Annotated in this window: 23 protein-coding genes and 1 pseudogene; 15 read left to right on the top strand and 9 right to left on the bottom strand. The window is 67.9% G+C overall.

Going from position 1 to position 24,565, the window contains the following annotated elements; all coding sequences use genetic code 11:
* Positions 1-55 precede the first annotated feature (55 nt).
* Genes BM199_RS26170 through BM199_RS34695 form a run of 3 tightly spaced genes read left to right on the top strand, consistent with a single transcriptional unit; the run spans position 56 to position 2,045 of the window.
* On the top strand, positions 56-562 hold the full coding sequence (locus BM199_RS26170) for a DinB family protein (protein ID WP_091676769.1): 507 nt from the start codon (positions 56-58) through the stop codon (positions 560-562).
* Positions 563-585: 23 nt separating this feature from the next.
* Entirely contained in the window at positions 586-1,926 is a 1,341-nt protein-coding gene (locus tag BM199_RS26165; RefSeq protein WP_245788710.1) for a DHA2 family efflux MFS transporter permease subunit, read from the top strand.
* On the top strand, positions 1,881-2,045 hold the full coding sequence (locus BM199_RS34695; RefSeq protein WP_245788708.1) for a hypothetical protein: 165 nt from the start codon (positions 1,881-1,883) through the stop codon (positions 2,043-2,045). Before BM199_RS26165 ends, BM199_RS34695 begins: the two co-directional genes overlap by 46 nt.
* Before the next feature lie 49 nt (positions 2,046-2,094).
* Here BM199_RS34695 and BM199_RS26160 read toward each other — a convergent pair whose 3' ends face one another.
* Positions 2,095-5,334 carry an AfsR/SARP family transcriptional regulator gene (locus tag BM199_RS26160; protein WP_091676767.1) on the bottom strand — a complete coding sequence of 1,080 codons (3,240 nt, stop codon included), beginning with the start codon at positions 5,332-5,334 and terminating at the stop codon, positions 2,095-2,097.
* A 157-nt stretch (positions 5,335-5,491) separates the two neighbouring features.
* Here BM199_RS26160 and BM199_RS26155 point away from each other — a divergent pair, with 157 nt between their 5' ends.
* The 8 genes from BM199_RS26155 to BM199_RS26120 all read left to right on the top strand — a co-directional run bounded on the left by BM199_RS26155 (position 5,492) and on the right by BM199_RS26120 (position 12,573).
* A complete protein-coding gene (locus BM199_RS26155; RefSeq protein WP_091676764.1) occupies positions 5,492-6,373 on the top strand; it encodes an NAD(P)-dependent oxidoreductase in 882 nt (293 codons plus the stop codon).
* Between the two features lie 19 nt (positions 6,374-6,392).
* A complete protein-coding gene (locus BM199_RS26150) occupies positions 6,393-7,268 on the top strand; it encodes an NAD(P)-dependent oxidoreductase (RefSeq protein WP_091676761.1) in 876 nt (291 codons plus the stop codon).
* Between the two features lie 146 nt (positions 7,269-7,414).
* Complete coding sequence (locus BM199_RS26145) at positions 7,415-7,954, top strand: hypothetical protein (RefSeq protein ID WP_091676758.1); 540 nt, start codon at positions 7,415-7,417, stop codon at positions 7,952-7,954.
* Between the two features lie 80 nt (positions 7,955-8,034).
* Positions 8,035-8,946, top strand: coding sequence for an SDR family oxidoreductase (locus BM199_RS26140; protein ID WP_091676755.1), 912 nt, complete (start codon positions 8,035-8,037; stop codon positions 8,944-8,946).
* A gap of 5 nt (positions 8,947-8,951) precedes the next feature.
* Complete coding sequence (locus BM199_RS26135) at positions 8,952-9,824, top strand: amidohydrolase family protein (RefSeq protein WP_091676753.1); 873 nt, start codon at positions 8,952-8,954, stop codon at positions 9,822-9,824.
* Positions 9,825-9,827: 3 nt separating this feature from the next.
* Positions 9,828-11,369 (top strand): acyl-CoA synthetase, encoded by a 1,542-nt coding sequence (locus BM199_RS26130; protein WP_091676750.1) that lies wholly within the window; start codon positions 9,828-9,830, stop codon positions 11,367-11,369.
* A complete protein-coding gene (locus BM199_RS26125; protein ID WP_091676747.1) occupies positions 11,369-11,845 on the top strand; it encodes a MaoC family dehydratase in 477 nt (158 codons plus the stop codon). Before BM199_RS26130 ends, BM199_RS26125 begins: the two co-directional genes overlap by 1 nt.
* A 206-nt stretch (positions 11,846-12,051) precedes the next feature.
* Positions 12,052-12,573 (top strand): lytic polysaccharide monooxygenase auxiliary activity family 9 protein, encoded by a 522-nt coding sequence (locus BM199_RS26120; protein WP_091676745.1) that lies wholly within the window; start codon positions 12,052-12,054, stop codon positions 12,571-12,573.
* Positions 12,574-12,619: 46 nt separating this feature from the next.
* Here BM199_RS26120 and BM199_RS26115 read toward each other — a convergent pair whose 3' ends face one another.
* Positions 12,620-13,981, bottom strand: a complete 1,362-nt coding sequence (locus tag BM199_RS26115) for an MFS transporter (protein WP_091676742.1) — start codon at positions 13,979-13,981, stop codon at positions 12,620-12,622.
* A gap of 145 nt (positions 13,982-14,126) precedes the next feature.
* Here BM199_RS26115 and BM199_RS26110 point away from each other — a divergent pair, with 145 nt between their 5' ends.
* The gene (locus BM199_RS26110; protein WP_245788706.1) at positions 14,127-14,999 is read left to right on the top strand and encodes a PaaX family transcriptional regulator; all 873 of its coding nucleotides are present in this window, start codon (positions 14,127-14,129) and stop codon (positions 14,997-14,999) included.
* A 14-nt stretch (positions 15,000-15,013) separates the two neighbouring features.
* Here BM199_RS26110 and BM199_RS26105 read toward each other — a convergent pair whose 3' ends face one another.
* Positions 15,014-15,922: a LysR family transcriptional regulator gene (locus BM199_RS26105; RefSeq protein WP_091676737.1), complete on the bottom strand. Its 909-nt coding sequence runs from the start codon at positions 15,920-15,922 to the stop codon at positions 15,014-15,016.
* 205 nt (positions 15,923-16,127) lie between these two features.
* On the opposite strand from BM199_RS26105, the gene BM199_RS26100 reads away from it, so the two are divergent.
* The 3 genes from BM199_RS26100 (at position 16,128) to BM199_RS26090 (ending at position 19,048) form a co-directional block, all read left to right on the top strand.
* Positions 16,128-17,321 carry a helix-turn-helix domain-containing protein gene (locus BM199_RS26100; protein ID WP_091676734.1) on the top strand — a complete coding sequence of 398 codons (1,194 nt, stop codon included), beginning with the start codon at positions 16,128-16,130 and terminating at the stop codon, positions 17,319-17,321.
* Between the two features lie 175 nt (positions 17,322-17,496).
* A complete protein-coding gene (locus BM199_RS26095; RefSeq protein ID WP_091676731.1) occupies positions 17,497-17,799 on the top strand; it encodes a hypothetical protein in 303 nt (100 codons plus the stop codon).
* A gap of 190 nt (positions 17,800-17,989) precedes the next feature.
* Positions 17,990-19,048, top strand: coding sequence for an SDR family oxidoreductase (locus tag BM199_RS26090; protein WP_091676827.1), 1,059 nt, complete (start codon positions 17,990-17,992; stop codon positions 19,046-19,048).
* Positions 19,049-19,061: 13 nt separating this feature from the next.
* On the opposite strand, the gene BM199_RS26085 is transcribed toward BM199_RS26090, so the two are convergent.
* The 6 genes and pseudogenes from BM199_RS26085 to paaI form a co-directional block, all read right to left on the bottom strand.
* On the bottom strand, positions 19,062-20,102 hold the full coding sequence (locus tag BM199_RS26085) for a flavin-containing monooxygenase (RefSeq protein ID WP_177242792.1): 1,041 nt from the start codon (positions 20,100-20,102) through the stop codon (positions 19,062-19,064).
* A gap of 7 nt (positions 20,103-20,109) precedes the next feature.
* Complete coding sequence (locus tag BM199_RS26080) at positions 20,110-20,679, bottom strand: helix-turn-helix domain-containing protein (protein ID WP_091676727.1); 570 nt, start codon at positions 20,677-20,679, stop codon at positions 20,110-20,112.
* A gap of 383 nt (positions 20,680-21,062) precedes the next feature.
* Positions 21,063-21,809, bottom strand: a pseudogene (locus BM199_RS26075) (DUF222 domain-containing protein); the annotation flags it as partial.
* A 305-nt stretch (positions 21,810-22,114) separates the two neighbouring features.
* Positions 22,115-22,723 carry a TetR/AcrR family transcriptional regulator gene (locus BM199_RS26070; RefSeq protein ID WP_091676725.1) on the bottom strand — a complete coding sequence of 203 codons (609 nt, stop codon included), beginning with the start codon at positions 22,721-22,723 and terminating at the stop codon, positions 22,115-22,117.
* Between the two features lie 22 nt (positions 22,724-22,745).
* Positions 22,746-24,083 (bottom strand): phenylacetate--CoA ligase PaaK, encoded by a 1,338-nt coding sequence (paaK, locus tag BM199_RS26065; protein ID WP_245788721.1) that lies wholly within the window; start codon positions 24,081-24,083, stop codon positions 22,746-22,748.
* 5 nt (positions 24,084-24,088) lie between these two features.
* Positions 24,089-24,484, bottom strand: coding sequence for a hydroxyphenylacetyl-CoA thioesterase PaaI (paaI, locus tag BM199_RS26060; RefSeq protein WP_091676824.1), 396 nt, complete (start codon positions 24,482-24,484; stop codon positions 24,089-24,091).
* Positions 24,485-24,565: the final 81 nt, after the last annotated feature.

Genomic DNA, 24,565 nt, shown 5'->3' with positions numbered 1-24,565 from the left:
CGTGCTTGTCCAGCAGTTCGGCCTCGTCGGACCTGCCGCTCGGTAACATGGCGTCGTGACAACAGAACGCGTCGGTCCGCCGTTGCGGGCGGGCGAGCGGGAGACGCTGCGTGCCTTCCTGGACTTCCACCGGGCAACGCTGGCGATGAAGTGTGACGGACTCTCCGACGAGGACCTGCGCAGGCAGTCGATGCCGCCGTCGACGTTGTCCCTGCTCGGCCTGGTGCGGCACATGGCGGAGGTGGAGCGCACATGGTTCCGCCGGGTGATCAACGCGGAGGATATCCCGTTCGTCTGGTCGGACAACCGAGATTTCCAGGCGGCGTACGACGCGAGCGTGGCCACCCGCTCGGAGGCCTTCGACGCATGGCAGGCCGAGGTTGAGCACTCGCGCCGGATCGAGCAGGAGGCGGATTCGCTCGACGTGACCGGTCATTTCCCGAAGTGGGGCGAGGATGTCTCGCTGCGGCTGGTGATGCTGCACCTCATCCACGAGTACGCCCGGCACAACGGGCACGCCGACTTCTTGCGCGAGGGCATTGACGGCACCGTGGGCGCCTGAGGCACGTCGTCGCCTCGGTGGTCGTGCTGGGCGCCATAATGGCGATTCTGGACACGACAGTCGTCAACGTCGCGTTGCAGACGTTGACGATCGAGTTCCAGACGTCGTTCGACACCATTCAATGGGTCGCGACCGGTTACATGCTGGCGCTCGTCACGGTTATCCCGGTGACCGGCTGGGCCTCCGACCGGTTCGGTACCAAACGCCTCTACCTGCTCGCCATCGTGCTTTTCCTCGCCGGATCCGTGCTCGCGGGATTCGCCTGGAACGTCGAGACGCTCATCATCTTCCGCGTCCTGCAGGGACTCGGCGGCGGGATGCTGATGCCCGCAGGCATGACGATCCTGACGAGGGCCGCCGGGCCGCACCGCGTCGGCAGGGTGATGTCGGTACTGGGCGTGCCGATGCTGCTCGGGCCGATCGGCGGACCCATTCTCGGCGGCTGGCTCGTCGACGCGGTCAGCTGGCGCTGGATCTTCTTCATCAACGTGCCGATCGGCGCGGTCGCACTGCTGCTCGCTGCCCGGCTGCTGCCGAAGGACCGGCCCGAGCCCGCGAACCGTTTCGACTTCCCGGGAATGCTGATGCTCTCACCGGGGCTCGCATTGCTGATCTACGGCGTGTCCAACCTGCCCGACGCGGGCGGTGTCGGTGCGACGAGCGTCTGGCTGCCCGGCGCCGCCGGAATCGTTCTGGTCGCCGGATTCCTCCTGCGGGCCACCAGGATCGCGCAGCCGTTGATCGATCTGCACCTGTTCCGCAACCGCACATTCTCGATCGCAGTCCTCACGATGTCGATCTTCTCGGTGTCGTTCTTCGGGGCGATGCTCCTGCTGCCGACCTATTTCCTGCTGGTCCGTGGGGAGACAGCGCTGACGGCCGGACTGTTGCTCGCCCCACAGGGCATCGGCGCCATGGTGACGATGCCGATCGCGGGCAGGCTCGCCGACAGGATCGGCTCGGGCAAGGTGGTGCTTCCCGGCCTGGTGCTGATCGTTGCCGGACTCGCTGTGTTCACCACCGTCGGCCCGGACACGTCGTACTGGCTGCTGCTGCCCGCACTGTTCGTGATGGGCCTCGGCATGGGTTCGACGATGATGCCGATCATGTCCGCCGCGCTGCAGACACTGACACACAAGCAGGTGGCCAGGGCCTCGACCGCGACGAACATCGTGCAACAGGCCTCCGGGGCCATCGGCTCGGCGGTCATGTCGATCATCCTGGCCGGGGTGCTCGCCGGAAAGTTCGGCGTGCCGACCAGCGAAGGGCAATTGGCACCGGAGCGCTGCTCAATCCGCAAACGCGGGACGCTGCCGCGGTGCTGGCGGCGGACTCGTTCGCCACCACGTTCACCTGGGCGCTGATTCTGATCGCGGTCTGCCTGATCCCCGCGCTCTTCCTGCCCCGCAAGAAGGTGGCGCCGCCTGAGCCGGACACCGACAGCGACGAGAACACCGCCGCTCCGGTCATGGCCGGGCACTAGGGCACGGACATCCGAGGATGTCCCCGATGTGGCTTTGGGGACATCCTCGTCAACCGGGTGTGAGGTGCGGTTCCTGCTCGAATTCGGTGACGAACGTGGGTTCGCCGAGGGCGGTGCGCACCGCTCTCGTGATGCGGTCGACGTCGCCGCGTTCGCCTTCGGGGAGGGGGGCTCCCACGCCCGCTCGCATCCGCGTCGCCGAGCCGAGCAGACGGGCGGCGGCCGCGTGCTCGGCTGCGAGAGCCAGCGCGCCCGCGAGGCCTTCGTAGGCCAGGGCGAGAGCCCGGGGATCACCACTCCTGCGGGCGATCGCCAGGCCTTCCAGTTGCCTGCGCCGTGCGACCTCCGCGTCCCCGCGCAGCTCGGCGACGAAGCCCAGTTCGGCGAGGATCAGGGAGTTACCGGGCTCGAAATCCACCGCGCGGTTCCATTCCAGCACCGAGTGCAGGTGTCGCTCGGCGGCGTCCAGGTCCCCCTGCCTGCGCGCACCCAGGGCCAGCCCGGTCTCGGCGTACATCTCGCCCGGCTTGAACCCGTGGTCGACGGCCAGCCGAAGCGCCCGCTCGTGGAACTGCTTCGCCTGATCGAAGTCCCCGGAGAGCAGGAAGATCCTGCCGAGCCAGGAGAGCTGGAAGGAGACTTCCGGCCACAACCTGAGATCCTCGGCCATCCCCAGTCCCGCGCGGTGCAGGCGTGCGGCCTCGGCGTAGTCACCCCTCAGCTCGGCCAGCGTCCCGAGCGCGAACGACGCCTGCAACTGTCCCCAGCGGTCGCCGAGTCGGCCGAACAGTTCGCCGCTGCTGGCCGCGTACTTCGCGGCGAGTGCCAGCTCGCCCTTGGCCATGGCCTGGCTCGACCGGTCGCTCAGCGCCGCCGCGATCCCCCAGTCGTCACCGACCGCCTCGAACTCGGCCAGTGCGGCCTCGGTCAGCTGCTGCCCCGTCGTCAGATCGGCGACCGTGGAGGTGACGTACCCCAGGAACCACAAGGCCCTCGCGCGCGTCGCGGGATCGTCGATCTTCCTGGCGAGTTCGATCGCCGCCGCGTCCGCGCTCGCACCATCCAGCACCGCAAGGCCTTCGAGCATGGCGACGGCGGATGACCTGGCGTCGTCGGACGCGGCGCCCACCGCGATCGCCGCGTGCAGCGATCGCCGGGCCTCGCCGATTCGTCCGCGCAGGAACCAGAACCAGGTCATGGAATTCACCAGACGCAGCGCCAGATCCGCATCGCCGCGCTGGACGGCCGTGTCGAGCGCGGCCCGCACATTGCCGGTCTCCGCGTCCAGTCGATTTAGCCAGGCCCGCTGCCCGGGCCCGCGCAGCAGATGTTCGGCTCGTTCGGCGAGATCGGTGTAGAACCGGCTGTGCCGCTCTCGAACACGCGCCAGCTCGCCTGCTTCCCGCACGCGCTCCAGGCAGTAGGCGGCCACCGATTCGAGCAGCCGGTACCTCGGCCCCTGGGCACCCTGCTGGTGGCAGACGACCAGTGAGCGCTCGACGAGCCGGGCCAACAGGTCCAGCACCTCGGCGGGCTCGACGCCGGCACCGGCGCAGACCGCCTCGGCCGCATCGAGATCGCAGCCCTCGGCGTGCACCGCCAGCCTGCGCAGCACCGCCTGTTCGGCCTCACTCAGCAGCTCCCAGCTCCAGTCGATCATCGCTCGCAGGGTCCGTTGCCGCGCCGGTGCTCCTCGCCGCGGCGCGTCGAGCAGCCGGAACCGGTCGTCGAGGCGAGCGAGCAGTTCGTGCACTCCCAGCACCCGGACCCTCGTGGCGGCCAGTTCCAGTGCCAGCGGAATACCGTCGAGTCTGCGGCAGATCGCCGCGACGACGGGAGCGGAGTCCGCGTCGAGAATGAATCCGGGAACCGCCGCGGCGGCCCGTGCCTCGAGGAGCCGCACCGCACTGAACATCCGCGCCGAGGCCACGGGGTCGGTCGCACGGTCGGCGGAGGTGCCGGCGTCCATCGGGACGCGCAGTGGCGGAACTGTCCAGATCACCTCGCCGGTGAGTCCCAGCGCTTCCTGGCTGGTCGCCAGCATCCGCAGGCCCGGCGCGACCCGCAGCAGCCGCTCGGCCAATGCCGCGACGGACGCCACCACCTGCTCGCAGTTGTCCAGCACCAGCAGCAGATCCTTGTCCCGGACCGCGTCCGTGAGCCGCTCCATGAGGTCGCCACCCACGGCCGCGGGAAGTGGTCCCGTCGCCGGGTCCTCCCGGACGCCGAGTGCGGTGGCGACGGCCTCCAGAACCCATTCCCCCGAGTGCGGACTCGTCTCCTGGCATGCGTGCCGGTCAAGACCCGCGAACTCGACCAGCCACACCCCGTCGGCGGTCTTGTCCGTGAGTTCCGCAGCCGCCTCGATCGCCAGGCGCGTCTTCCCTACCCCGCCTGGCCCGGTGAGCGTCACCAGCCGGGAGCCGGTCATCAGGGAACGAACCGTGCGCACGGCATCGGATCGGCCGATGAGCTCGGTCAGCGCAGCGGGGAGATTCGTCCGTGGCCGAGCCCGCAGCGGCGCTGGTTCCGTGGATTCCGCCAACTGCGTATCCTGCCGCAGGATCGCCTGGTGCATCTCGGTCAGTTCGGGGCCTGGCTCGAGGCCGAGTTCGGTGGCGAGGCGTTGCCGCACATCCGCGAAGCTGTCCAGCGCCTCGCTCTGCCGCCCCGCACGGTACAGCGCACGCATCTGCAATGCCCGTAGTCGCTCGCGGAGCGGATGCAGGGCGACGAGGTCACCGAGCTCGCCGGTCAGGGCCGCGTGCTCACCGAGACTGAGCCTGGCCTCGGCGCGCAGTTCCACGGCGGCCAACCGGTCCTCCGTCCACCGCTGGATCGCCGCGACCGCGAACGGCTCGTCGCCGAAGTCCGCCAGTGCGGGGCCGCGCCACAGGGCGAGCGCGTCCGTCAGGAGCGCGGCGCGCGCCGGAGGGTCCTCGGTGTCACGCGCCCGCTCGACCAGTGACCGGAACCGGTGCAGGTCCAGCGAGTCGGGGCCGAGACGCAGCAGGTAACCGGGCGGTTGGTGCACCACGAGCGCCCTGCCACCCGGTTCGGCGTCCTCCAGGGTCCTGCGCAACTGGGAGATCTTGGTCTGCAGCGTGTTCGCCGGGTTCGCCGGCCGGCGTGCGCCCCACAGGTCTTCGGCGAGCCGGTCGGCCGACACCACCCGGCCCTCGTGCAGGAGCAGATCCGCCAGCAACGCCCTGACCTTGAGCTCGGGCACCCGGACGAGGTCGCCGTCGGTGCGCCACACGGTCAGTGGCCCCAGTACCCCGAATCGCAAGTTCTGCCTCGTCTCGCTCGAACTGGTCGCCAGATGACGTTAGCGCGGCCCACCGACAGCGTCCGTCGGCCGGCCATGCGCGAACCGTCGGTGAACCATGCGCGCCGCGCCGCAGAGTGGATCTCGTCAACCAGGAACACCACGAAAGCAGGACCACATGTCTCAGACATCCACTGACAGGGCAGCGGTCAGCGTGCTCGGTCTGGGTGCGATGGGCAGCGCACTGGCAGAGGCGCTGCTCGCCGCAGGACACCCGACCACGGTGTGGAACCGTTCGCCCGCGAAGGCGGACCCGCTGGTCGCCATGGGCGCGGTCCGTGCCGCCACAGCTGCCGAGGCCATCTCCGTGAACCGGCTGGTGGTCGTCTGTCTGCTGGACTACCGGTCCGTACACGAGGTGCTCGACGACGTTGCGGGGAAGCTGGCGGGCAAAACGCTGGTCAACCTCACCAACGGCACACCGGGGCAGGCCGAGGAGTTCGCCCGGTGGGCCGCGGAGCACGGCGCGGACTACCTCGACGGCGGCATCATGGCGGTGCCGCCGATGATCGCGACGCCCGACGCCTTCCTGCTCTACAGCGGATCGAGTGGGGCCTTCGACGAGTACCGGGAGACGCTGGACGCGCTCGGGGAGAGCGTGTTCCTGGGTACCGAACCCGGTCAGGCCGCCCTGCACGATCTCTCACTGCTGAGCGGGATGTACGGCATGATCGCCGGAATCCTGCACTCGTTCGCGCTGATCGGCGCCGACCGGGCCGAGACGTTCGCGCCGCTGTTGCGCCGCTGGCTGACCACGATGACCGCCTATGTGGACGGTGCCGCCGCGCAGATCACCGAGGGCGACTACACGCTCGGTGTCGTCTCCAACCTCGCTATGCAGGCGGAGGGCTACGTCAACATCCTGCGGGTCGCCGAGGAGGAGAACGTGACCCCTGTCCTGCTGGCCCCACTGGGGCCGCTCATGCAGCGCAGGGTCGCGGACGGCTACGGCCACGAGGACATCACCGGGCTCGTCGAACTACTCACCAACCAGAAGTGACGAAAGGAAACACGGCATCGTGAACGACAACCGGCACCCGATCACCTTCATCGGACTCGGTCCGATGGGGCAGGCCATGGTGCGCACCTACCTGCGCAACGGCAACCCGATCACTGTCTGGAACAGGACGGCGAGCAGGGCCGACGCCCTCGTGGCAGAGGGCGCGATCCGAGCGGCCACCGTGCGGGACGCGCTCGCCGCCACCGAGCTGGTACTGCTCAGTCTGACCGACTACCAGGCGATGTACGACATCCTGGGTGACGCGGGCGAGGCCCTGAGCGGCCGCGTGGTCGTCAACCTCAGCTCGGACACTCCACAGCGGACCCGGGAGGCCGCCGACTGGCTGGCGGCGCGGGGAGCGGTGCTGATCACCGGCGGTGTCATGGCCCCGGCCGAACTCGTCGGCAAGGACGGCGCCTACGTCTTCTACAGTGGACCACAGGAGGCGATGGAGACGCACCGCCCGACGCTGGAGCTGATCGGCAGGGCCGACTACCTCGGCGAGGACCACGCCCTCGCGCAGCTGTTCTACCAGGCTCAGCTCGACATCTTCCTGACGTCGTTGTCGGCGTACATGCACGCCACCGCCCTGGTGAAGTCGGCGGGTGTCAGTGCGCAGAAGTTCCTCCCGTACGCGGTCGACAACTTCGACACCATGTCGTCGTTCATCGTGGACGCGGCGCGGGAGATCGACGAGGGCGACTATCCGGGTGAACTGGCGAACGCCAGGATGATGGGCGCGACGGCGGATCACATCGTCGGCGCGAGCGGGGACGCGGGGATCGACCTCGCGCTGCCCGCCGCTGTCAAGGAACACTACGACCGAGCCATCGCCGCGGGCCGTGGGACGCAGGGGTGGCCCAGCCTGTTCGAGACGATCAGGAAGCCGGCGTAGGTACCGCGCCGGGCGCAGGTTGACTGCCGGGCGTACCGAGCGGTGCGTAGACGAGGTGTCGTGTCAGGGCGGACGACCATCCGGACGGCGAGGCGAAGACTCGTTGCCGGATGAGTTGTCCGCCCACGACGCGAGGGATCACCGCCATGCAACAGCAGATCGCTGCCCCACACGCGCCACGCGTGCCCCGGCTCACGCCAGGGGCGCGTAAGGCCGTGGTCATCCTGCACGTCATCTCGTCGGTGGGCTGGCTGGGTCTCAACCTCGGCACGCTGACCCTCTCGGTCATCGGGCTGACCACCTCCAGCGCGGACCGTCAGCACGCCGCCTTCGGGGCCCTGGCGATGCTCGGGGAGTCGCTGCTCATCCCGATGAGCCTCACCGCGTTCGGTACCGGCCTGGTGCTCGCGTTCGGTACGCGGTGGGGACTGGTGCGGTACTGGTGGGTCCTCGTGAAGTTCGTGCTCACCCTGATCGCGGTGGTGCTGATCCCCCTCTCGCTGCTGCCGGGAATTCGCGAGGTCGCCGACACCGTCGGCGGCACGCCGCCGGGCCAGCTGGTCGATCTCGGCGCGGGAGCCGCCGATCTCATCGTCGCTGGCTGTGTCTCGACGGCCATGTACACCGCCAGCGTCGTGTTGTCGGTGCTGAAACCACGGCGGCGCACCCGGTGGGGTCGAAACTAATATTGGGCAGAACATTGACGCCCGTAATCGCAAGGCCTAACTTCTTGGTGACGCCGACAGTGCGGCAAGGAAGGGCTGGCATGGATCTCACGGGCAAGGTCGCGATCGTCACCGGCGGAGGCGGCGGTTTGGGGTTGGCCTACAGCAGGGCACTGGCCGCCGCGGGCGCGGCCGTCGTGGTCAACGACGCCGACGAGCGGGCCGCGAAGGAAGCGGTCGAGTCGATCGTCGCCTCGGGCGGTCGCGCCGTGGCCGAGCCCGGCGCGGTCGGTTCCAGCGAGGTGGCCGAGGCGCTCGTGGCGCGGGCGGTGTCGGAGTACGGACGTCTCGACCTGCTCGTGACCAACGCGGGTATTCTGCGCGACCGGGTGCTCTGGAAGATGAGCGACGAGGACTTCGACGCCGTCGTGCACGTCCACCTCCGCGGGACGTTCACCTGTGTGCGGGCGGCCGTGCGGCGCCTGCGCGAGCAGGGCGAGGGCGGGCGAGTCGTCGTGATCGGTTCGCCCGCGGGCCAGCGGGGCAACTTCGGGCAGACGAACTACTCCGGTGCGAAGGCCGCTGTCGTGGGCATGGTCCGGACCTGGGCCATGGAATGCGCGAAGGCCGGGATCACGGTCAACGCCGTCGTCCCGGTAGCCGCCACCGCGATGACCAAGACCGTCCCCGCCTTCGCTCCGTACGTCTCCGCGCTCGGGGAACGGGGCGAGCCGTTCCCCGGCTGGTTGCGCAAGGGCGAGGGATTCGGCACCCCGGAGGACGCCAGCGGCCTGGTGGTCTACCTCGCCTCGGACGCCTCCGCTGCCGTGTCCGGCCAGGCGATCGGCATCGGCGGGGGCAAGCTGTCGTTGTGGTCGCATCCCGAAGAGGTGGCCGTGGCCTACACCGACGGTGGCTGGGACGGCGACGCGATCGCCCGTGCCTGGCCGACGTCGGTGGGCAGGGAGCCGCGTTCCGTCGGCATCCCCGCACCTGTCCCCGCGAAGGACTGATCGGCGTGCTCGTGGACGACCTGGTGGCGATCGACGTACACACCCATGCCGAGGTCTCGGCGAGTGGGCACCCTTCGCTGGCGCCCGAGCTGCTGGCGGCCTCTGCCGCCTACTTCAAGGCACACGACCATCGCCAGCCCACCATTCCGGAGATGGCGGCCCACTACCGTGAACGCAGGATGGCCGCAGTGGTGTTCACAGTGGACACCGAGCACGCGACAGGACACCCACCCATCGCGAACGAGGAGGTCGCCGAGGCGTGCGCGGAGCACGCGGACGTGCTGATCCCGTTCGCCAGTGTGGATCCGTGGCGGGGCAAGGCCGCCGCTCGCCTCGCACGCAGGCTGGTCGAGGACCACGGGGTACGGGGCTTCAAGTTCCACCCCAGTCTGCAGGACTTCTCCCCGGACGACCGAATGGCGTACCCGCTCTACGATGTCATCGAGGAACTCGGGGTACCCGCGCTCTTCCACACGGGGCAGACCGGGATCGGCGCTGGAGTACCCGGCGGTGGTGGTATCCGGCTGAAGTACTCGAACCCGATGCTCGTCGACGACGTGGCCGTCGACTTCCCCGAGCTGCGCATCATCCTCGCCCATCCGTCGTTCCCGTGGCAGGACGAGGCACTGGCCGTCGCCACCCACAAGCCGCACGTCTACATCGATCTGTCCGGCTGGTCGCCGAAGTACTTTCCGCCCCAGCTGGTGCGCTACGCCAACTCGCTGCTGAAGAAGAAGGTGTTGTTCGGCTCGGACTATCCGGTGATCACCCCCGATAGGTGGCTCGCGGACTTCGCCGAGCTCGACATCAAACCCGAGGTCCGGCCGCTGATCCTGAAGGAGAACGCGGCACGGCTGCTCGGCCTGGCGAAGGACTGACTTATGCGGAACCAGGGAATCGGGTCGTGGACCGCGCGCAGGGCACGCAAGACGCCGAACGCGGTCGCCGTGCTCCACGGGGACGTCCGGTCGACCTACGCGAGGTTGCACGAGCGGTCCACGCGCCTGGCGCACGGCCTCCGGGATCTCGGTGTCCGGCGCGGGGACCGGGTGGCCTTCCTCGGACCGAACCATCCGGCGTTCCTCGAGACGCTGTTCGCCGCCGGGACGATCGGTGCCGTGTTCGTGCCGCTGAACACCCGGCTCGCTGCCACCGAACTCGGTCACTGCCTCACCGATTCCGGTAGCCAGGTCCTGGTGCACGAACCCGGCCGGGAGGCGCTGGTGGATGCCGCGACGGCCGGTTCGTCCGTCCGGCACCGTCTTGTGATCACCGGAAACGATGGGGAGTCCGGGGCGTCGTACGAGGTACTGCTCCGTGACCGGTCGGCGGAGCCGCTGGACGAGCCGGTCACGCTCGATGACCCGTGCGTGATCATGTACACCTCCGGTACCACCGGCCGGGCCAAAGGTGCCGTGCTCACCCATGGGAACCTGACGTGGAACAGCGTCAACGTGCTGGTCGACATCGACCTCGCCGCCGACGAGGTGACCCTCGTGGTGGCGCCGCTGTTCCACACCGCGGGTCTCAACATGACCTGCCTGCCGACCCTGCTCAAGGGCGGCACGGTGGTACTCGCGCCCGCGTTCGATCCGGACGGCGTACTCGAGACGATCGAACGGCACGGCGTGACCTACATGTTCGGTGTGCCGGCGATGTACGACGCGATCGCCGCGAGTCCTAAATGGGCGCAAACGGACCTGTCGAGCCTTCGGCAGGTGAACTGTGGTGGAGCGCCGGTGCCACCGCACACCATTCGCACCTATCAGGAGCGGGGCCTGGCGTTCAGCCAGGGCTATGGCATGACCGAGGCCTCGCCCGGTGCGCTCTACCTCACGCGCGACAGCAGCGAGGTGAAGGCGGGAACGGCCGGCGTGCCACATTTCTTCACCGACGTGCGGATCGCCGACCCGGCGGGGCAGGAGGCCGGCGTGGGTGAAAAGGGCGAGATCCTCGTGTCGGGGCCGAACGTGATGAGCGGCTACTGGGGGCTCGCCGACGCCACGGCGGCCGCCTTCACCGGGGAGGGGTGGTTCCGCTCCGGCGACGTCGGAGTCCTTGACGAGGACGGCTTTGTGTCCGTTGTGGACAGAATCAAGGAGGTCATCATATCCGGCGGGGAGAACATCTACCCGGCCGAGGTGGAAGCCGTCCTGTACGACCACCCCGCGGTGTCCGAGTGCGCCGTGATCGGCGTGCAGGACTCCAAATGGGGTGAGGTTGGCCTGGCCGTCGTCGCCGTCCACGACGAGGTGCGTCCCGGCGAACTGCTCGCCTTCCTCCAGGAACGCATCGCCAGGTACAAGGTGCCCAAGACGGTGACCTTTGTCGACGAACTTCCGCGCAACGCCACCGGAAAGATCCTCAAGACCCGCCTTCGTGCGCAGTACGGCAGGCCCGACCAGACCGGAGAACACGGCTGATGACGCAGACGACGACACACTCGGTGCAGGGGATCGCGGGCATAACGGCGCTCGCCGGGACTGACCTGGGCCACACGGACTGGCTGGAGATCACCCAGGGCCGGGTGAACACGTTCGCGGACGCGACTGGCGACCACCAGTGGATCCACGTGGACGTGGAGCGAGCCAAGGCAGGTCCGTTCGGCAGGCCGATCGCCCACGGCTACCTCACGCTGTCGTTGATCATCCCGCTGTTCAACGACCTGCTGGAGATCAACGGAATCGAGATGAGCGTCAACTACGGCCTGAACAAGGTGCGATTCCCTGCTCCGGTTCCGGTGGGCGCGAGGGTTCGCCTAGGGGGCGCGGTCGCCGACGTCAACGAGGTCAAGGGCAACGGGGTCGAGATGACAATGGACTTCACCGTCGAGATCGAGAATTCGGCCAAACCGGCGTGCGTCGCACAGGCGGTCTACCGCCACTACGCCCGCCCCTGATCTCCCAACTCGAGCCCCGGTTGGCAGATCCGGTGGGTCGCGTTCGCGGGGCCCTACGTTGGTAGGGAGTTTGTTGACCTGTCGCAATCGCGGGGTTTATGGTCTAGACCACATCGAGCATGACGTCAGTTGCTGGCGTAGTTTCTCCCGCCCTGCTCGACATTCCTTGAGACCGCGCAGGTAACCATGTCCACAAAGGAGTCGACATGAAGAATCTCAAGCGGAGGATCGCGGCCGTCGCGGCCGGAATAGGCATCGCACCGCTCATCGTGGTGACCATCCCGGTCGGAACCGCCAGTGCACACGGCTACGTCTCCTCACCGCCAAGCAGGCAGGCGCAGTGTGCCCAGGGCGTGGTGCCCTGCGGGCAGATCAAGTGGGAGCCGCAAAGCGTGGAAGGCCCCAAGGGCCTGCGCAGTTGCAGCGGAGGCAACGCACGGTTCGCCGAACTCGACGACGACCGGAAGGGCTGGCGGGTCACACCGGTCGGCGGCACGACGACGTTCAACTGGACCCTGACCGTCGGGCACCGCACCAGCACCTGGGAGTACTTCGTCGGCGGCAGGCGGGTCGCGGTCTTCAACGACCACGGCGCGCAGCCCGGCTCCTCGGTGTCGCATCGGGTCAACCTCGGTGGAGCGTCCGGTACCCAGAAGGTGCTCGCCGTATGGAACATCGCCGACACGGCTAACGCCTTCTACGCCTGCATCGACGTCCGCGTCGGCTGAGCGGCGGGGTACGCACCGGGACAACCCGAGTTCGACCAGGGGCCGCCTACGGTGCTTGCCGCACCGGGGCGGCCTCGGCCGTTTCGCCCGACCGCGCCTCGTCCGGCTCGTCGTTGAGGCTCGACCGGTGGCTCTCCTTCGTGGCGAGGATGGACACGGCCGTCACCAGGCAACAGGCCGCGATCACGGCCGACACCACGACCGTGCTGCCGCCGCCGGACGCACTGAGAATTCCGGCGAACACCACCGGAGCGAATCCGGCCCCCGTGGCCGCGATCTGATATCCGAGAGACGCTCCGGTGTAGCGGGTACGGGTGCCGAACATCTCGGTGTAGAGCGCGGCCAGCGGCCCGTACATCGCCGGGTGCACGAGTGACTGGCCGAGGACGACGGCGAGCGTGAGGACCACGGCGGAACCGGTGTCGATCATCGGGAACAGCAGGAAGCTCAGTACCGCCATCCCGACCGCGCCACAGAGGACGACCGGACGCCTGCCGATCCGGTCGGACAGCGCGGAGAACCCGATGATGCCGAAGACCGCGCCGACCGAGGACAGCGTCAGCGCGTTGAGCACGGTCTGCCGCGCGAAGCCTGCCTCGACGGCGTAGGCGATGACGAAAGTCGTGAGGGTCGCCTGTGCGACGAACGCGCCGAAGCCGACACCCACCGCGAGCGCCAGATTCTTCGGATGCCTGCGGAAGACCTCCACCAGTGGCAGTGAACGGGGCGCGCTGCTCGCGGAGTGCTCGGTGCGGGCGAACACCGGCGTCTCCGTCACCTTCAGCCGGACGAACAGGCCGAGGGCGAGCAGAACCGCGCTGAGCAGGAACGGAATCCGCCAACCCCAGCTGAGGAACTGCTGTTCGGTGGTCACCGAGGCCGTCAGTGTCAGGGCGAGGGTGGACAGCACCATGCCGGTTGGGGCGCCCGCATTGGTGAAGCTGGCCCACAGGCCGCGCCTCGAGGTGGCGTGTTCGGCCGACATCAACACCGCACCGCCCCATTCGCCGCCAACGGCGACGCCCTGCACGACTCGCAGGAGGACCAGCAGAATCGGCGCCCAGCCGCCGATCTGGGTGTAGGTCGGCAGCAGGCCGATGAGAATGCTGGCCACGCCCATCATGCTCATGCTGATCACCAGCATTCGCTTTCGGCCCAGCAGATCGCCGAAGTGCCCGAAGACGATCCCGCCGAGCGGTCGCGCCACGTAGCCGGCCGCGAACGTGCCGAGGCTGGCGGCCGTGCCGACCAGCGGATCGAGGTTCGAGAAGAACACCGTGCTGAACACGAGCGCCGATGCGGTGGCGTAGAGCAGGAAGTCGTAGAACTCGATCACGCTGCCGAGATAACTGGACAGCACTGCCCTGCGAAGTTGGGTGGGGGAGTGGTGGGGAGGGGTTTCGGTCATCGCGGTGCCCTGTCTGGTCGGTGGCCGCTGTGCTGGATAGGACATGAATCGGACGTGGCGCGCATCACGTATGCCTCAGCAAAGTAAGCAATCCTGTCACGGCCGTCAAGGGAGTGCCCAATATCGGGTTCACTACTCTTGTCGTGTGACTGACGAACTCTTCGAGACGGAGAGCAGCGAGGCAGACGTCGCGGGCGCACCGCGCCCCCAGACGCTGCTGCTCACCTTCTTCGGCGGCTATGTGCTCGGCAGGGGCGTGCACGTGGCCACGGCCAGCGTGCTCGATGTGCTGGGCAGGGTCGGCGTGTCCGAGCACGCGACGCGGTCGACGCTGAGCCGGATGGCCAGACGCGGACTGTTGCACCGGGTGCGCCGGGGTAGGCAGGTCTACGTCGGCCTCACCCCGAGGTCCAGGGAAATCCTGCACGAGGGGGAGTCGCGGGTCTGGCGGATCGGCGCCGTCAACACGCACTGGGACGGCACCTGGACCCTGCTCGGGTTCTCGCTGCCGGAGTCCTGGCAGCGGCAGCGTCACGTGCTGCGTTCGCGCCTGCTCTGGGCGGGGTTCGGCAGCCTGCAGGGTGGACTGTGGATCGCGCCATCTACGCTCGAGGTCGCCCCGTTGATCGAGGGTCTCGAGGCCGCGGGGCATGTGAAGGTGTTCCAGGCACGAGCCCTGCCGCCGACCGATGTGGACGATCTCGTGCACGACGCGTGGGATCTGGACACCCTCGCGGCGCGGTACGCCTGGTTCCTCGAACGGTGGGACGCGGCGGAACCGCCGAACGGTCTGCCGGACAGTCTCGCGCGGCAACTGCTGCTGCAGACCGAGTGGCTACAGCTCATCCGGCAGGATCCGCGGCTGCCACAACAACATCTCCCGCAGGACTGGCCCGCGGAGAGGGCGCAGAAGGCGTTCCGCGCCCTCTATGCCGACCTCGAGCCCGCGGCGAAGGCCATCGCCGCCGAAATGCTCGACACCATCCCGGACACCGAGGCGGACGCCGACCAGCCGTAACCAAACACACACGGTCACTCCGGGCGCAGGCGCCGTTCCACGTGGGTGGGCAGCACGCACGCGGTATCGATGAGCGTGTCGACAAAAGCGCGGGTGACCGGGTCGGTTTCACCCCTGGTGTAGGCGGCCAACGGCCGTCGCACCGGGGGGTCCGGGCGGAGGAGTCTTCCGGTAAACCTCGGCGGGATGACGTTCGCGGGCACGAGAGCCGGGCCGAGGCCGGCCGCCGCGAGTTGCGGGGCGGCGGCCGACTGTTCGGTGTGGACGGCGGCGCGGGGCTGGAATCCCGCCGCGGCGCAGGCCTGGTCGACGACGTCGGCGAGCCCGTTGCCCGGTGCGTAGTGGACCCAGTCCCGGTCGGCAAGGGTGCGCAGTTCGATGTCGGTCGCGCTCGCCGCGGGGTCATCGGGGGGTAGGACGACGACGAACTCCTCTGTCCCGAGTGGCCGGACGTCGCCCTCCCATTCGCGCGGGGGCGGGCCGACGGCGAGATCGGCCTCGCCCGCGAGCATGGCGTCACGTAACTCGTCGGCGTGCCGATGCTCGAACAGCCGGATCCGTATCCCCGGATGGCTGCGCCGCCAGGTGCGCAGGACCGGTGGCAGCACGCCGAGGCCGACCGAGTACACGGTGGCGAGCTGCAGTTCGCCCCGCTGCAGGTCCGAGGCCTGGCGTGCGGCGCAGCGGGCGCGCTCCGCGTCGGCGAGCACGGCCCGGGCGTGCGGGAGCATCGCCCTGCCCATCGGCGTGGGTCGGACCGAGCGGGTGGCCCGCTCCAGCAGTGGGCCACCGATGCTCTTTTCCAGCGCTCTGACCTGGTGGGACAGCGCGGGCTGGGTGACGTGCAACAGCGCGGCGGCACGGGTGAACGAGCCCTCGTCGACGATCGTCACCAGGTACTCCAGCTGCCGCAAGGTCGCCATGAACGCAGCTTATCGGCATGGGACGCAGGGGCCCGGACGCTAATGCTGAGGCGATGTCCGGCGCCGCGAAGATCACCAGTCAGCGGTGTTCACTCGTTGGGGAGTTGGTTACTCTAACGTGTGTACCTCTTCGTGGAGTGACGTTCGCTGCCGAGGGGCAACGGGTACGCGGAGTGGTCACGTCACGAACAAGGGTGGTAGCACCGTGGACTATGGCAGTAGCGATATCGGCCGTCGGCTGCGGGAAATCCGCTCCTGGCGGCAACTCGGTCTGCGCGCCACGGCGGAGTTGTCCGGGATCAGCTACGGCTACCTGGCGAAAATCGAACGGGGCGACAAGCCGGTCAACAGCCGCAAGGTGCTGGAGGCACTGTCGGCGACCCTGCGGGTGTCCCCTTCGGAGCTGATCGGCAAGCCCTACGCCCCTGTCGACGTGCCGTCCGGCGACGTGCACGCGGCGGTACCGGCCATTGAGGACGCACTCACCGCGTGGTGGGTGGGCGAGGTGCCGGACGGCCCCCAGCGGTCGTGGCAGCTCGTGCGGGCGGATCTCGAGCGACTGAACACAGTGCTCCGGCCGAACGCGGATTTCGCCGCGCAGGCCGAGTTGCTTCCCGTGCTGATCAGGGATCTGCTTGCTGCGGTCGAAGATCAGCGGCACCAGCGTGCCGCGCTGATCGGCCTGCTGAGCGCGTACAAGTCCGCTGCGTACCTGGCTCATGACCTCGGTGTCGGGGGATTGCCGACGCTGGCGGTGGAGCGGATGCGGCAGGTGGCCGAGCGACTTGACGATCCGATGTGGACCACATATGCGGGTTATCAGCGCGCGCAGCTTCTCGGCGGGGTCAACCGGCGGCGTCAGTACGAGCTCGCCGTCGGGGTCGCCGACGCGCAGGGTGCTCGCACCGAGACGGCAGGCCTTGCCCATCTGACGGCCGCGCTCGCGTCGGCAGCACAGGGAAACGCGGACACGGCGCGGACCCACCTCGACGAGGCGGCGGATCTGGCCGAGTGCATCGAGGCCGATGTCAGCCCGTGGATGCAGACGAACTTCGGCCGGACGAACGTAGGCATCTGGCAGGTGTCGATCGGTGTGGAACTTGGCTACGGCGCCAAGGTCGAGGAGATCGCGTCCTCGGTCCGCCCTGGTGGCGTTTCCCAGTCCCGGCAGGCGGCGTTCTGGATGGACTACGGCCGCGGTCTGATGACCGAGGCGAAGACCCGGGAACGCGGTCTGGTGGCGCTGCTGAAAGCCGAACAGCTTGCGCCGCAGAAGATCCGCAACAACGTGTTCGCCCGGGAAGCCGTGGCTGACCAGCTCAGAAGGGCGCAGCGGGACGCGGGCGGCCGGGAGTTGCGCGGGCTCGCGTGGCGAATGGGTGTGGCGCCAACTGGGTGAAACCGGTCAGGTGTGTCCCGCAAGGACACAATGAGTGAGAGATTACTCATAGCTTGTGAGTTATGACGGACAGCAGCGGTGCTGGTGTCGGCTGGGGATTCATCTGGCGCACCAGATACCTGGTGAAATGCGTCGACCGCAGCACGGGACGCGATGTGCCGGTGCGGGGGTACCTGTGAGGCGGCGGCACGCGAAGTCCGTGGTGCCGGACAGTTCGACACCGGGGCACGTGATGCTCGGCGGCGTCGTCGATGACGAGCGCAGGTGGATCCACTGGGTGCCGGTCGGCGCCGAGCCTGTTCGTCACCGCCTCGGTATCGCGTATCGCGCGGTCTGCGGTGCCGCTTGCGTGCCCGCAACTGCCGACTATCTCGCCGTACTGCAGGCGTGCCCGGAATGCGACGAACGTGAACGCGGATTCTCCCACCGGACCAGGGCAGCGTGCTGTGCCGAGGATATGCGGGGATCGGTGCGGTAAGCGGCGGCCGTGCCGTCGGCGCGGCGCGCTGCCCTGCCTGACAACCGGGCGGGTGCGCGGAGATCCCGCGCACCCGCCCGGGTTCCACTGCGTGGCACGCCGCTCGTACCCAGTGTCATGAGCAGAGCTCATAGGTCGGATGAAGAACAAGCCTTGGACCAATGATCAGGCGTGGACGACGATCGCTCTCATGAGTTCTCACCGCAACGTTGGTCTGGTCGTCGGGGCGAACGGGGTCATCGGCCGCAACCTCGTGGACCACCTGCTCGAACTCGGTGACTGGGACGTCATCGGTCTCTCTCGGCGGGGCGGTGCGGACTCCTGCCGGGTCCGGCACCTGCGGGTGGACCTGCTCGACCGCGCCGACTCCGCGGCCAAGCTCGGCGATCTGCGCGAGGTCACCCATATTTTCTATGCCGCGTACCAGGAACGGCCGACCTGGGCGGAGCTGGTCGAGCCCAATCTGGCGATGCTGGTCAACGTCGTCGACGCGGTCGAGCCGGTCGCCGACGATCTGCGCCATGTCAGCCTCATGCAGGGTTACAAGGTCTATGGTGCGCATCTCGGGCCGTTCAAGACCCCGGCGCGGGAGAGCGACGCCGGGCACATGCCGCCCGAGTTCAACGTCGACCAGCAGGACTTCCTGATGCACCGGCAGCGGGGCAAGTCCTGGACCTGCTCCGCCCTGCGGCCCTCGGTGGTGAGTGGAGTAGCACTCGGCAACCCGATGAACCTCGCCATGGTGATCGCCATCTACGCCAGCATGTCCAAGGAACTCGGTCTGCCACTGCGGTTCCCGGGCAAGCCCGGCGCCTATGACAGTCTGCTCGAGATGACCGACGCCGGTTTGCTGGCGCGGGCGACAGTGTGGGCGGCTACCGACAAACGGTGCGGCAACCAGGCGTTCAACATCAACAACGGCGATCTGTTCCGTTGGAGCGAGTTGTGGCCGAAGATCGCCCGCTACTTCGACCTGGAAGTGGCGCCGCCGCTGCCGATGTCGCTCGAGGCCGCGATGGCCGACAAGGAACCGTTGTGGGACACGATGGTCGCCAAGTTCGGACTGGAACCCAACAGCTATCGAGATGTGTCGTCCTGGGCGTTCGGCGACTTTGTCTTCTCCTGGGACTACGACGTGCTCGCCGATGGATCGAAGGCTCGCCGCTTCGGTTTCCATGAGTTTGTCGACACCGAGAAGATGTTCATGTCCATCTTCGACGACCTCCGCGGCCGCAGGATCATTCCCTGACGCTGCTGGCGCCTCAGCCGATGTGGCGCATCAGTTGCCGTGTCTCCATGTCCACACCGTTGAGGAGTGCGGAGTTCAGCCGGTTCTGCCAGGGATGTCCCAGCCAGTACAGGCCGGGCACCGGCGAGATCCCTCGAGTCTGTTGTGGACTCCCCGCCTCGTCGAGGGCATTGACCACCTTGAGCCACTCATAGCCGGGCCGGAAACCGGTGCACCACAGGACGTTGTCGAAGCCCTCCCGGGTGCCGTCGGCGAAGGCGACCTCGCGCCCGTCGCAGTCGGTGACCCTGTGCGGAATGTGTCGGACGACGTGCTGATCAATCAGCTTCCTGAGATTGAAGCCGATGACGGTGTCCGAGTGGGGCCGCGCGTACCGCGAGACCCAGGCGTCCTTGTCGGCGCGCAACATACCGGTCAGATGCATGAACCAGAACAGGCTCACACCCGCGATCGTTTTCGGGGCATAGGCGATTTGGCCGTTGGTCGCGATCGTCACCCGGCGTCCGGCGGAGAGTTCCTCCGCGATCTGTGTTGCGGAGTTTCCGCCGCCCACAACGAGGACGTTCCCGGGGCCGAGGTCGTCCGGCCGGCGGTAGTCCTGCGAGTGCAACTGCCGTACGGCGGAGTCGAGTTGGTGCGCGCACGCTGGTACGTGCGGGGTGTGGAATGGTCCCGCCGCGATCACCACTGCCTTGGCCTCCAGAGTCTCATCGTCCCCGGTGGCGGCGAAGACACCGTTGCGCGACTGGAGACTCTGTACCCGGAAACCATTGCGGACGGGGAGGTCGAACTGCTCGCGATACCGCTGGAGGTAGTCGGCGATCTCGTCTTTCGTCGGGTAGTACTGCATGTCACCAGGGGCTTTGAGGCCGGGTAGGTTCACGAAAGGGCGAGGGGTGAAGAGTCTGAGCGAGTCCCACCGATCACGCCAGACGTCGCCGGTGCGTGGCCGTTCGTCCACGATGGTGAAGCTCAGCCCCGCCTGCCGCAGCCGGTACCCCATGCCGAGGCCGGCCTGCCCGCCGCCGATGACGATGACGTCCAGTGGTTCCATCCGGTGTCTACCTTTCTCCGGCGGGTTTCGCCCGTACGTGCATCCGCTCGCCCTGTGGCCCGAACAGGCTGAGGATTTCGACCGGCGCATCGCCCGTACTGCCGAACCAGTGTGGCAGCCGAGTGTCGAATTCGGCGGCCTCGCCGACCTTGAGCACGACGTCGTGGTCCGCGAGTATCAGCCGTGCCTTCCCGCTGAGCACGTACAGCCACTCGTAACCCTCGTGCGTGCGCGGATCGGGTTCGCACCGGGTGCGGTCGAAGACCATCTTGAACGCCTGCAGACCACCGGGTTGCTGAGTCAACGGCACCACGGTCGTGTCCCCGCGCTTGACCGGCTTCAACCGCACCCGCGGATCGCCGACCGGCGGGGCGTCCACCAGTTCGTCCAGAGGCACCTGGTGTGCGTGGGCGATCGGGAGAAGTAGCTCCAGGCTCGGTTTCCGCTGTCCGGATTCGAGCCGGGACAGCGTACTGACCGAGATCCCCGTGATCTCCGACAAGGTCGAGAGGGTGCACTCGCGTTGCTGACGGATGAGTTTGAGTCGTGGCCCCACTGCGGCCAGCACATCTTCCATCTGCCTATTGCAGAAACAGCAAGTCGATTTGTCAAGTCTTCGGCGGGTTGTACTTGACGGGTTTGTGGAGGCGGGGTGGTCGTGTGGTGTGGTGGTGTCTGGTGGGTGTGGTGATGGTGAGGGTGTTGTCGTGTGGGTTGACGGTGTGGTGCCAGTCGGGTTGGTCTTTGAGTTGGTGGTGGGTTTTGCAGAGGCTGATGAGGCGTTGTTCGGTGGTGGTGCCGTGCTTGCGCCAGTCGAGGCTGTGGTCGAGTTCGCAGGATTGCGCGGGTCGGTGGCAGCCGGGTGTGCGGCATTCGCGGTCGCGGATGCGGATGAATTCGTCGAGGGCGGCGGTAGCGGGTGCGGCCGAGGTCGGTGGGGTGCCCGGTGATCGGGTCGGTGAGGATGCGGCGCCAGGTGGTGTTGGGTCCGGTGGCGATCTGGCGGGCCAGCCAGGCGGGGATGTAGCCGTGCCCGGTCATCTCGGCGGGTTGGTTGTCGAGGTGGAGGAGGGTGGTGGCGGCGATGTAGACGAACACCTCCGCCCGCATGTTCCCCGACCCGGTGCCGGTGCCGTCACGCAGGCACAGCTTCCCGAACAAGTCGGCGCGGAGTTGGTCTAGGGTGTCGGTCGCTCCGGCGTGGCGTAATCGTCGGACTTCGCGGTCGATGCGGGCGTAGATCGAGGTGGCGATTTCGGCGGGCAGGTCGGCGATCAGGGTGGCCATGCCCTCGCCCTGCGGCACCAACTGCACGGACCGTTCCGCCCGCCGTCGGGCGACGCGTTTGGCGTAGCCGTCGGGGTCGACCTGGGCGACGACATGGTTCGCCGCCCGCCGCAACCGCGTCGGGTCTTTGCCCGCCAACCGCTGCGACAACCGCTCATCGGCAAGCCGCGCGAGATCATCGGACAGACACCCAGTGACGTCGGCGATCTTGGAGGCCTTGTACCCGTCCACTACCCCGGCCCGCATCGCGGCCAGGGTGTGCGGCAGTCGGGTCGTCAACGCCACCGCGAGCGACACCATCCGCTCCGCGCAATGCGGAGTGATCGACAACGCCAGCGCGACTTCCTGCGCCACGTCCCGAGGGATCCCCGGTGACGTGGACGCCAGCTCGGCGATGTCACACAGCTGCCGCGCCTCCATTGTGGACCGTGTCCGCTCGATCGACTGCAATCGTGCGACGAGCCCACAATTGTAGGAAGGGGGTCCGACAGAAACCGGCGCAGCGGTCTCGTTCCCTGGGTAATTGTCGCTCCCGGCCACCCCGAAAGGGTGATGCGTGGAGCGACAATTGCGCAGGGCGCGCCGAAGGCGAGCCCGAAACCCCACCACGTGTCCCCCGAAAACGCGCACAAACCGCAAACACCCGCACACAAACCGCAAACACCCGCACACAAACCGCAAACACCCGCACACAAACCGCAAACACCCGCCCTGAAAGTGCAAAATCAGGAGTTGCGGATGCCGTGGAGGGCGATGGTGGTGACGGCGTCGGCGATCTGGTCGGGGTTGGTGCCGCGGCGGGGGCGGTACCACTCGACGAGCGAGTTGATCATGCCGAAGAGGAGGCGGCTGGTGGTGGCGGGGTCGATGTCGGGGCGGAGGTCGCCGTCCTGGGCGGCCTGGGTGACGAGTTCGGTCACGAGGTGGTCGATGTGGCGGCGGCGGGTGAGGGCGGCGCGTTCGACGGGGGTGTTGCCGCGGATGCGCAGTAGGAGGGTCACGAAGGGCAGTTGGTCAATGAGGACGGTGACGCTGCGATGGATGAGGTGTTCGAGGCGATCGATGGCCGGACCGGAGGTGGAGTGCGCTTCGGTGGCGACCGTGCTGAGGGTGTCGAGGGCACGGTTGGTGGCGAGGCGGAGAAGTTCCTGCTTACTGGGCACGTGGTGGTAGATGGCGGATTTGGTGATGCCGAGTTTGCGGGAGAGGTCCTCCATACTTGTGCCGTCATAGCCGCGTTCGTTGAACAACATGACGGCGACCTGAAGGAGAGATTCCAGGTCGTAGCCGGGGCGGCCGCGGCGGGCCGGCCTGCTCGACGGGGCAGCGGTCATGACAGGAGTATCCAGAATCGGTTCAGGCGCCTGCGCGCCGGTCGATCACCCTGCGCATCTTGCCCATCGAACGCTCCAGGCTGTCCGGTTCGACAACCGCAACCTCCACCGACACTCCGACACCGTCCTTGATCCTTGCCGCGATCTCCGCGGCCGCGGCCGCCCTGCGGTCCGCCGAGGTCTCCGGGTGGGCCTCGACCTGCACAGTCAGGTGGTCCATCCGGCCCTTGCTCGACCGCACCAGCTGGAAGTGCGGGGACAGGCCGTCGACGCGCAGGACGATCTCCTCGATCTGCGTCGGGAAGATGTTCACTCCGCGCAGGATGATCATGTCGTCGCTGCGCCCGGTGACCTTCTCCATCCGCCGGTAGGCGAGCCGTGCCGTGCCGGGCAGCAGCCGGGTGAGGTCCCGGGTCCGGTAGCGGATGATCGGCAACGCCTCCTTGGTGAGGGAGGTGAACAGCAGTTCGCCGTTCTCGCCGTCGGGCAGCGCGTTCTCGTCGATCGGGTCAATGATCTCCGGGTAGAAGTGGTCCTCCCAGATGTGCAGGCCGTCTTTCGTCTCGACACATTCCTGGGCGACGCCGGGGCCCATCACCTCGGAGAGTCCGTAGATGTCCACCGCGTCGATGTCCATCCGGCTCTCGATCTCGCTGCGCATCTGCTCGGTCCACGGTTCGGCGCCGAAGATGCCCACCTTGAGTGAGCTCGCCCTCGGGTCGACGCCCTGGCGCTCGAACTCGTCCAGCAGGGTGAGCATGTAGGAGGGCGTCACCATGATGACCTCGGGTTCGAAGTCGGTGATGATCTGCACCTGGCGTCCGGTCATGCCGCCGGAGGCGGGTATGGCGGTGCAGCCGAGCTTCTCGACCCCGTAGTGCGCACCGAGACCACCGGTGAAGAGGCCGTAGCCGTAGGCGACGTGCACCTTCTGACCGGGCCGGCCTCCTGCGGCACGGATCGAGCGCGCCATGACCGTGGCCCAGGTGTCGATGTCGCCCCCGGTGTAGCCGACCACGGTCGGTTTTCCGGTGGTACCGCTGGAGGCGTGGATACGCCGGATCTGGTCCTGCGGCACGGCGAACATGCCGAACGGGTAGTTGTCCCGCAGGTCCTGTTTCGTGGTGAAGGGGAACTTCGCCAGGTCCTCCAACGAACGGCAGTCCTCGGGGTGGACGCCGGCCGCGTCGAACTTCGCCCGATAGAAGGGGACGTTGTCGTACGCGTGCCGCAGTGTCCACTGCAGACGCTCCAGCTGGGTGGCCAGTAGCTCGTCGCGGCTGAGCCGCTCGGCCGGGTCGAGGTCGACGGGTGCCGGCGCCGCACCGAGGCGCCGCTTCGTCGAGGCTTCGCTGTCGATGGTGGTCACCTGGTATCGCCTTCTCGCGCAATCGTGCGGCTGCGGCCACGGAACTCCGCGACCACGTCCCGGCCAGCCGCGGATTCCCGGTATACGGTCACGTCGTAGATGCCGTTGCGCCCATAACTGGTGCGTTCCTCGGCCACTGCCGTGAGGTCCTCGCCCAGCCGAGCGGCGGCGACGAACGAGATCTCCGCGCCGGAGGCCACCGTCATCGGCCCGTGGCTGTTGCACGCGCAGGCGAACGCGGTGTCGGCCAGCAGGAAGAGGTAGCCGCCGTGGGCGATGTCGTGTCCGTTCACCATGCTCTCGGTGACGCGCATGCGCGCGCTCGCCCTGCCGTCGGCGGCACCGAGCAACTCGATCCCGAGGGACCGGGAGGCGGAGTCGGCGGCGAACATCACCTGAGCCGCATCGTCGGCGTCGTCTGGCACCGCGCGAACCTCCCTTGCCGACTGACCGAATGGACGGTTAATAATGTG

Source organism: Amycolatopsis marina, from assembly GCF_900111885.1.
GTDB lineage: Bacteria > Actinomycetota > Actinomycetes > Mycobacteriales > Pseudonocardiaceae > Amycolatopsis > Amycolatopsis marina.
The sequence above is the reverse complement of the archived record's forward strand: the minus strand, read 5'-3'. Positions and strand labels throughout refer to the sequence as shown.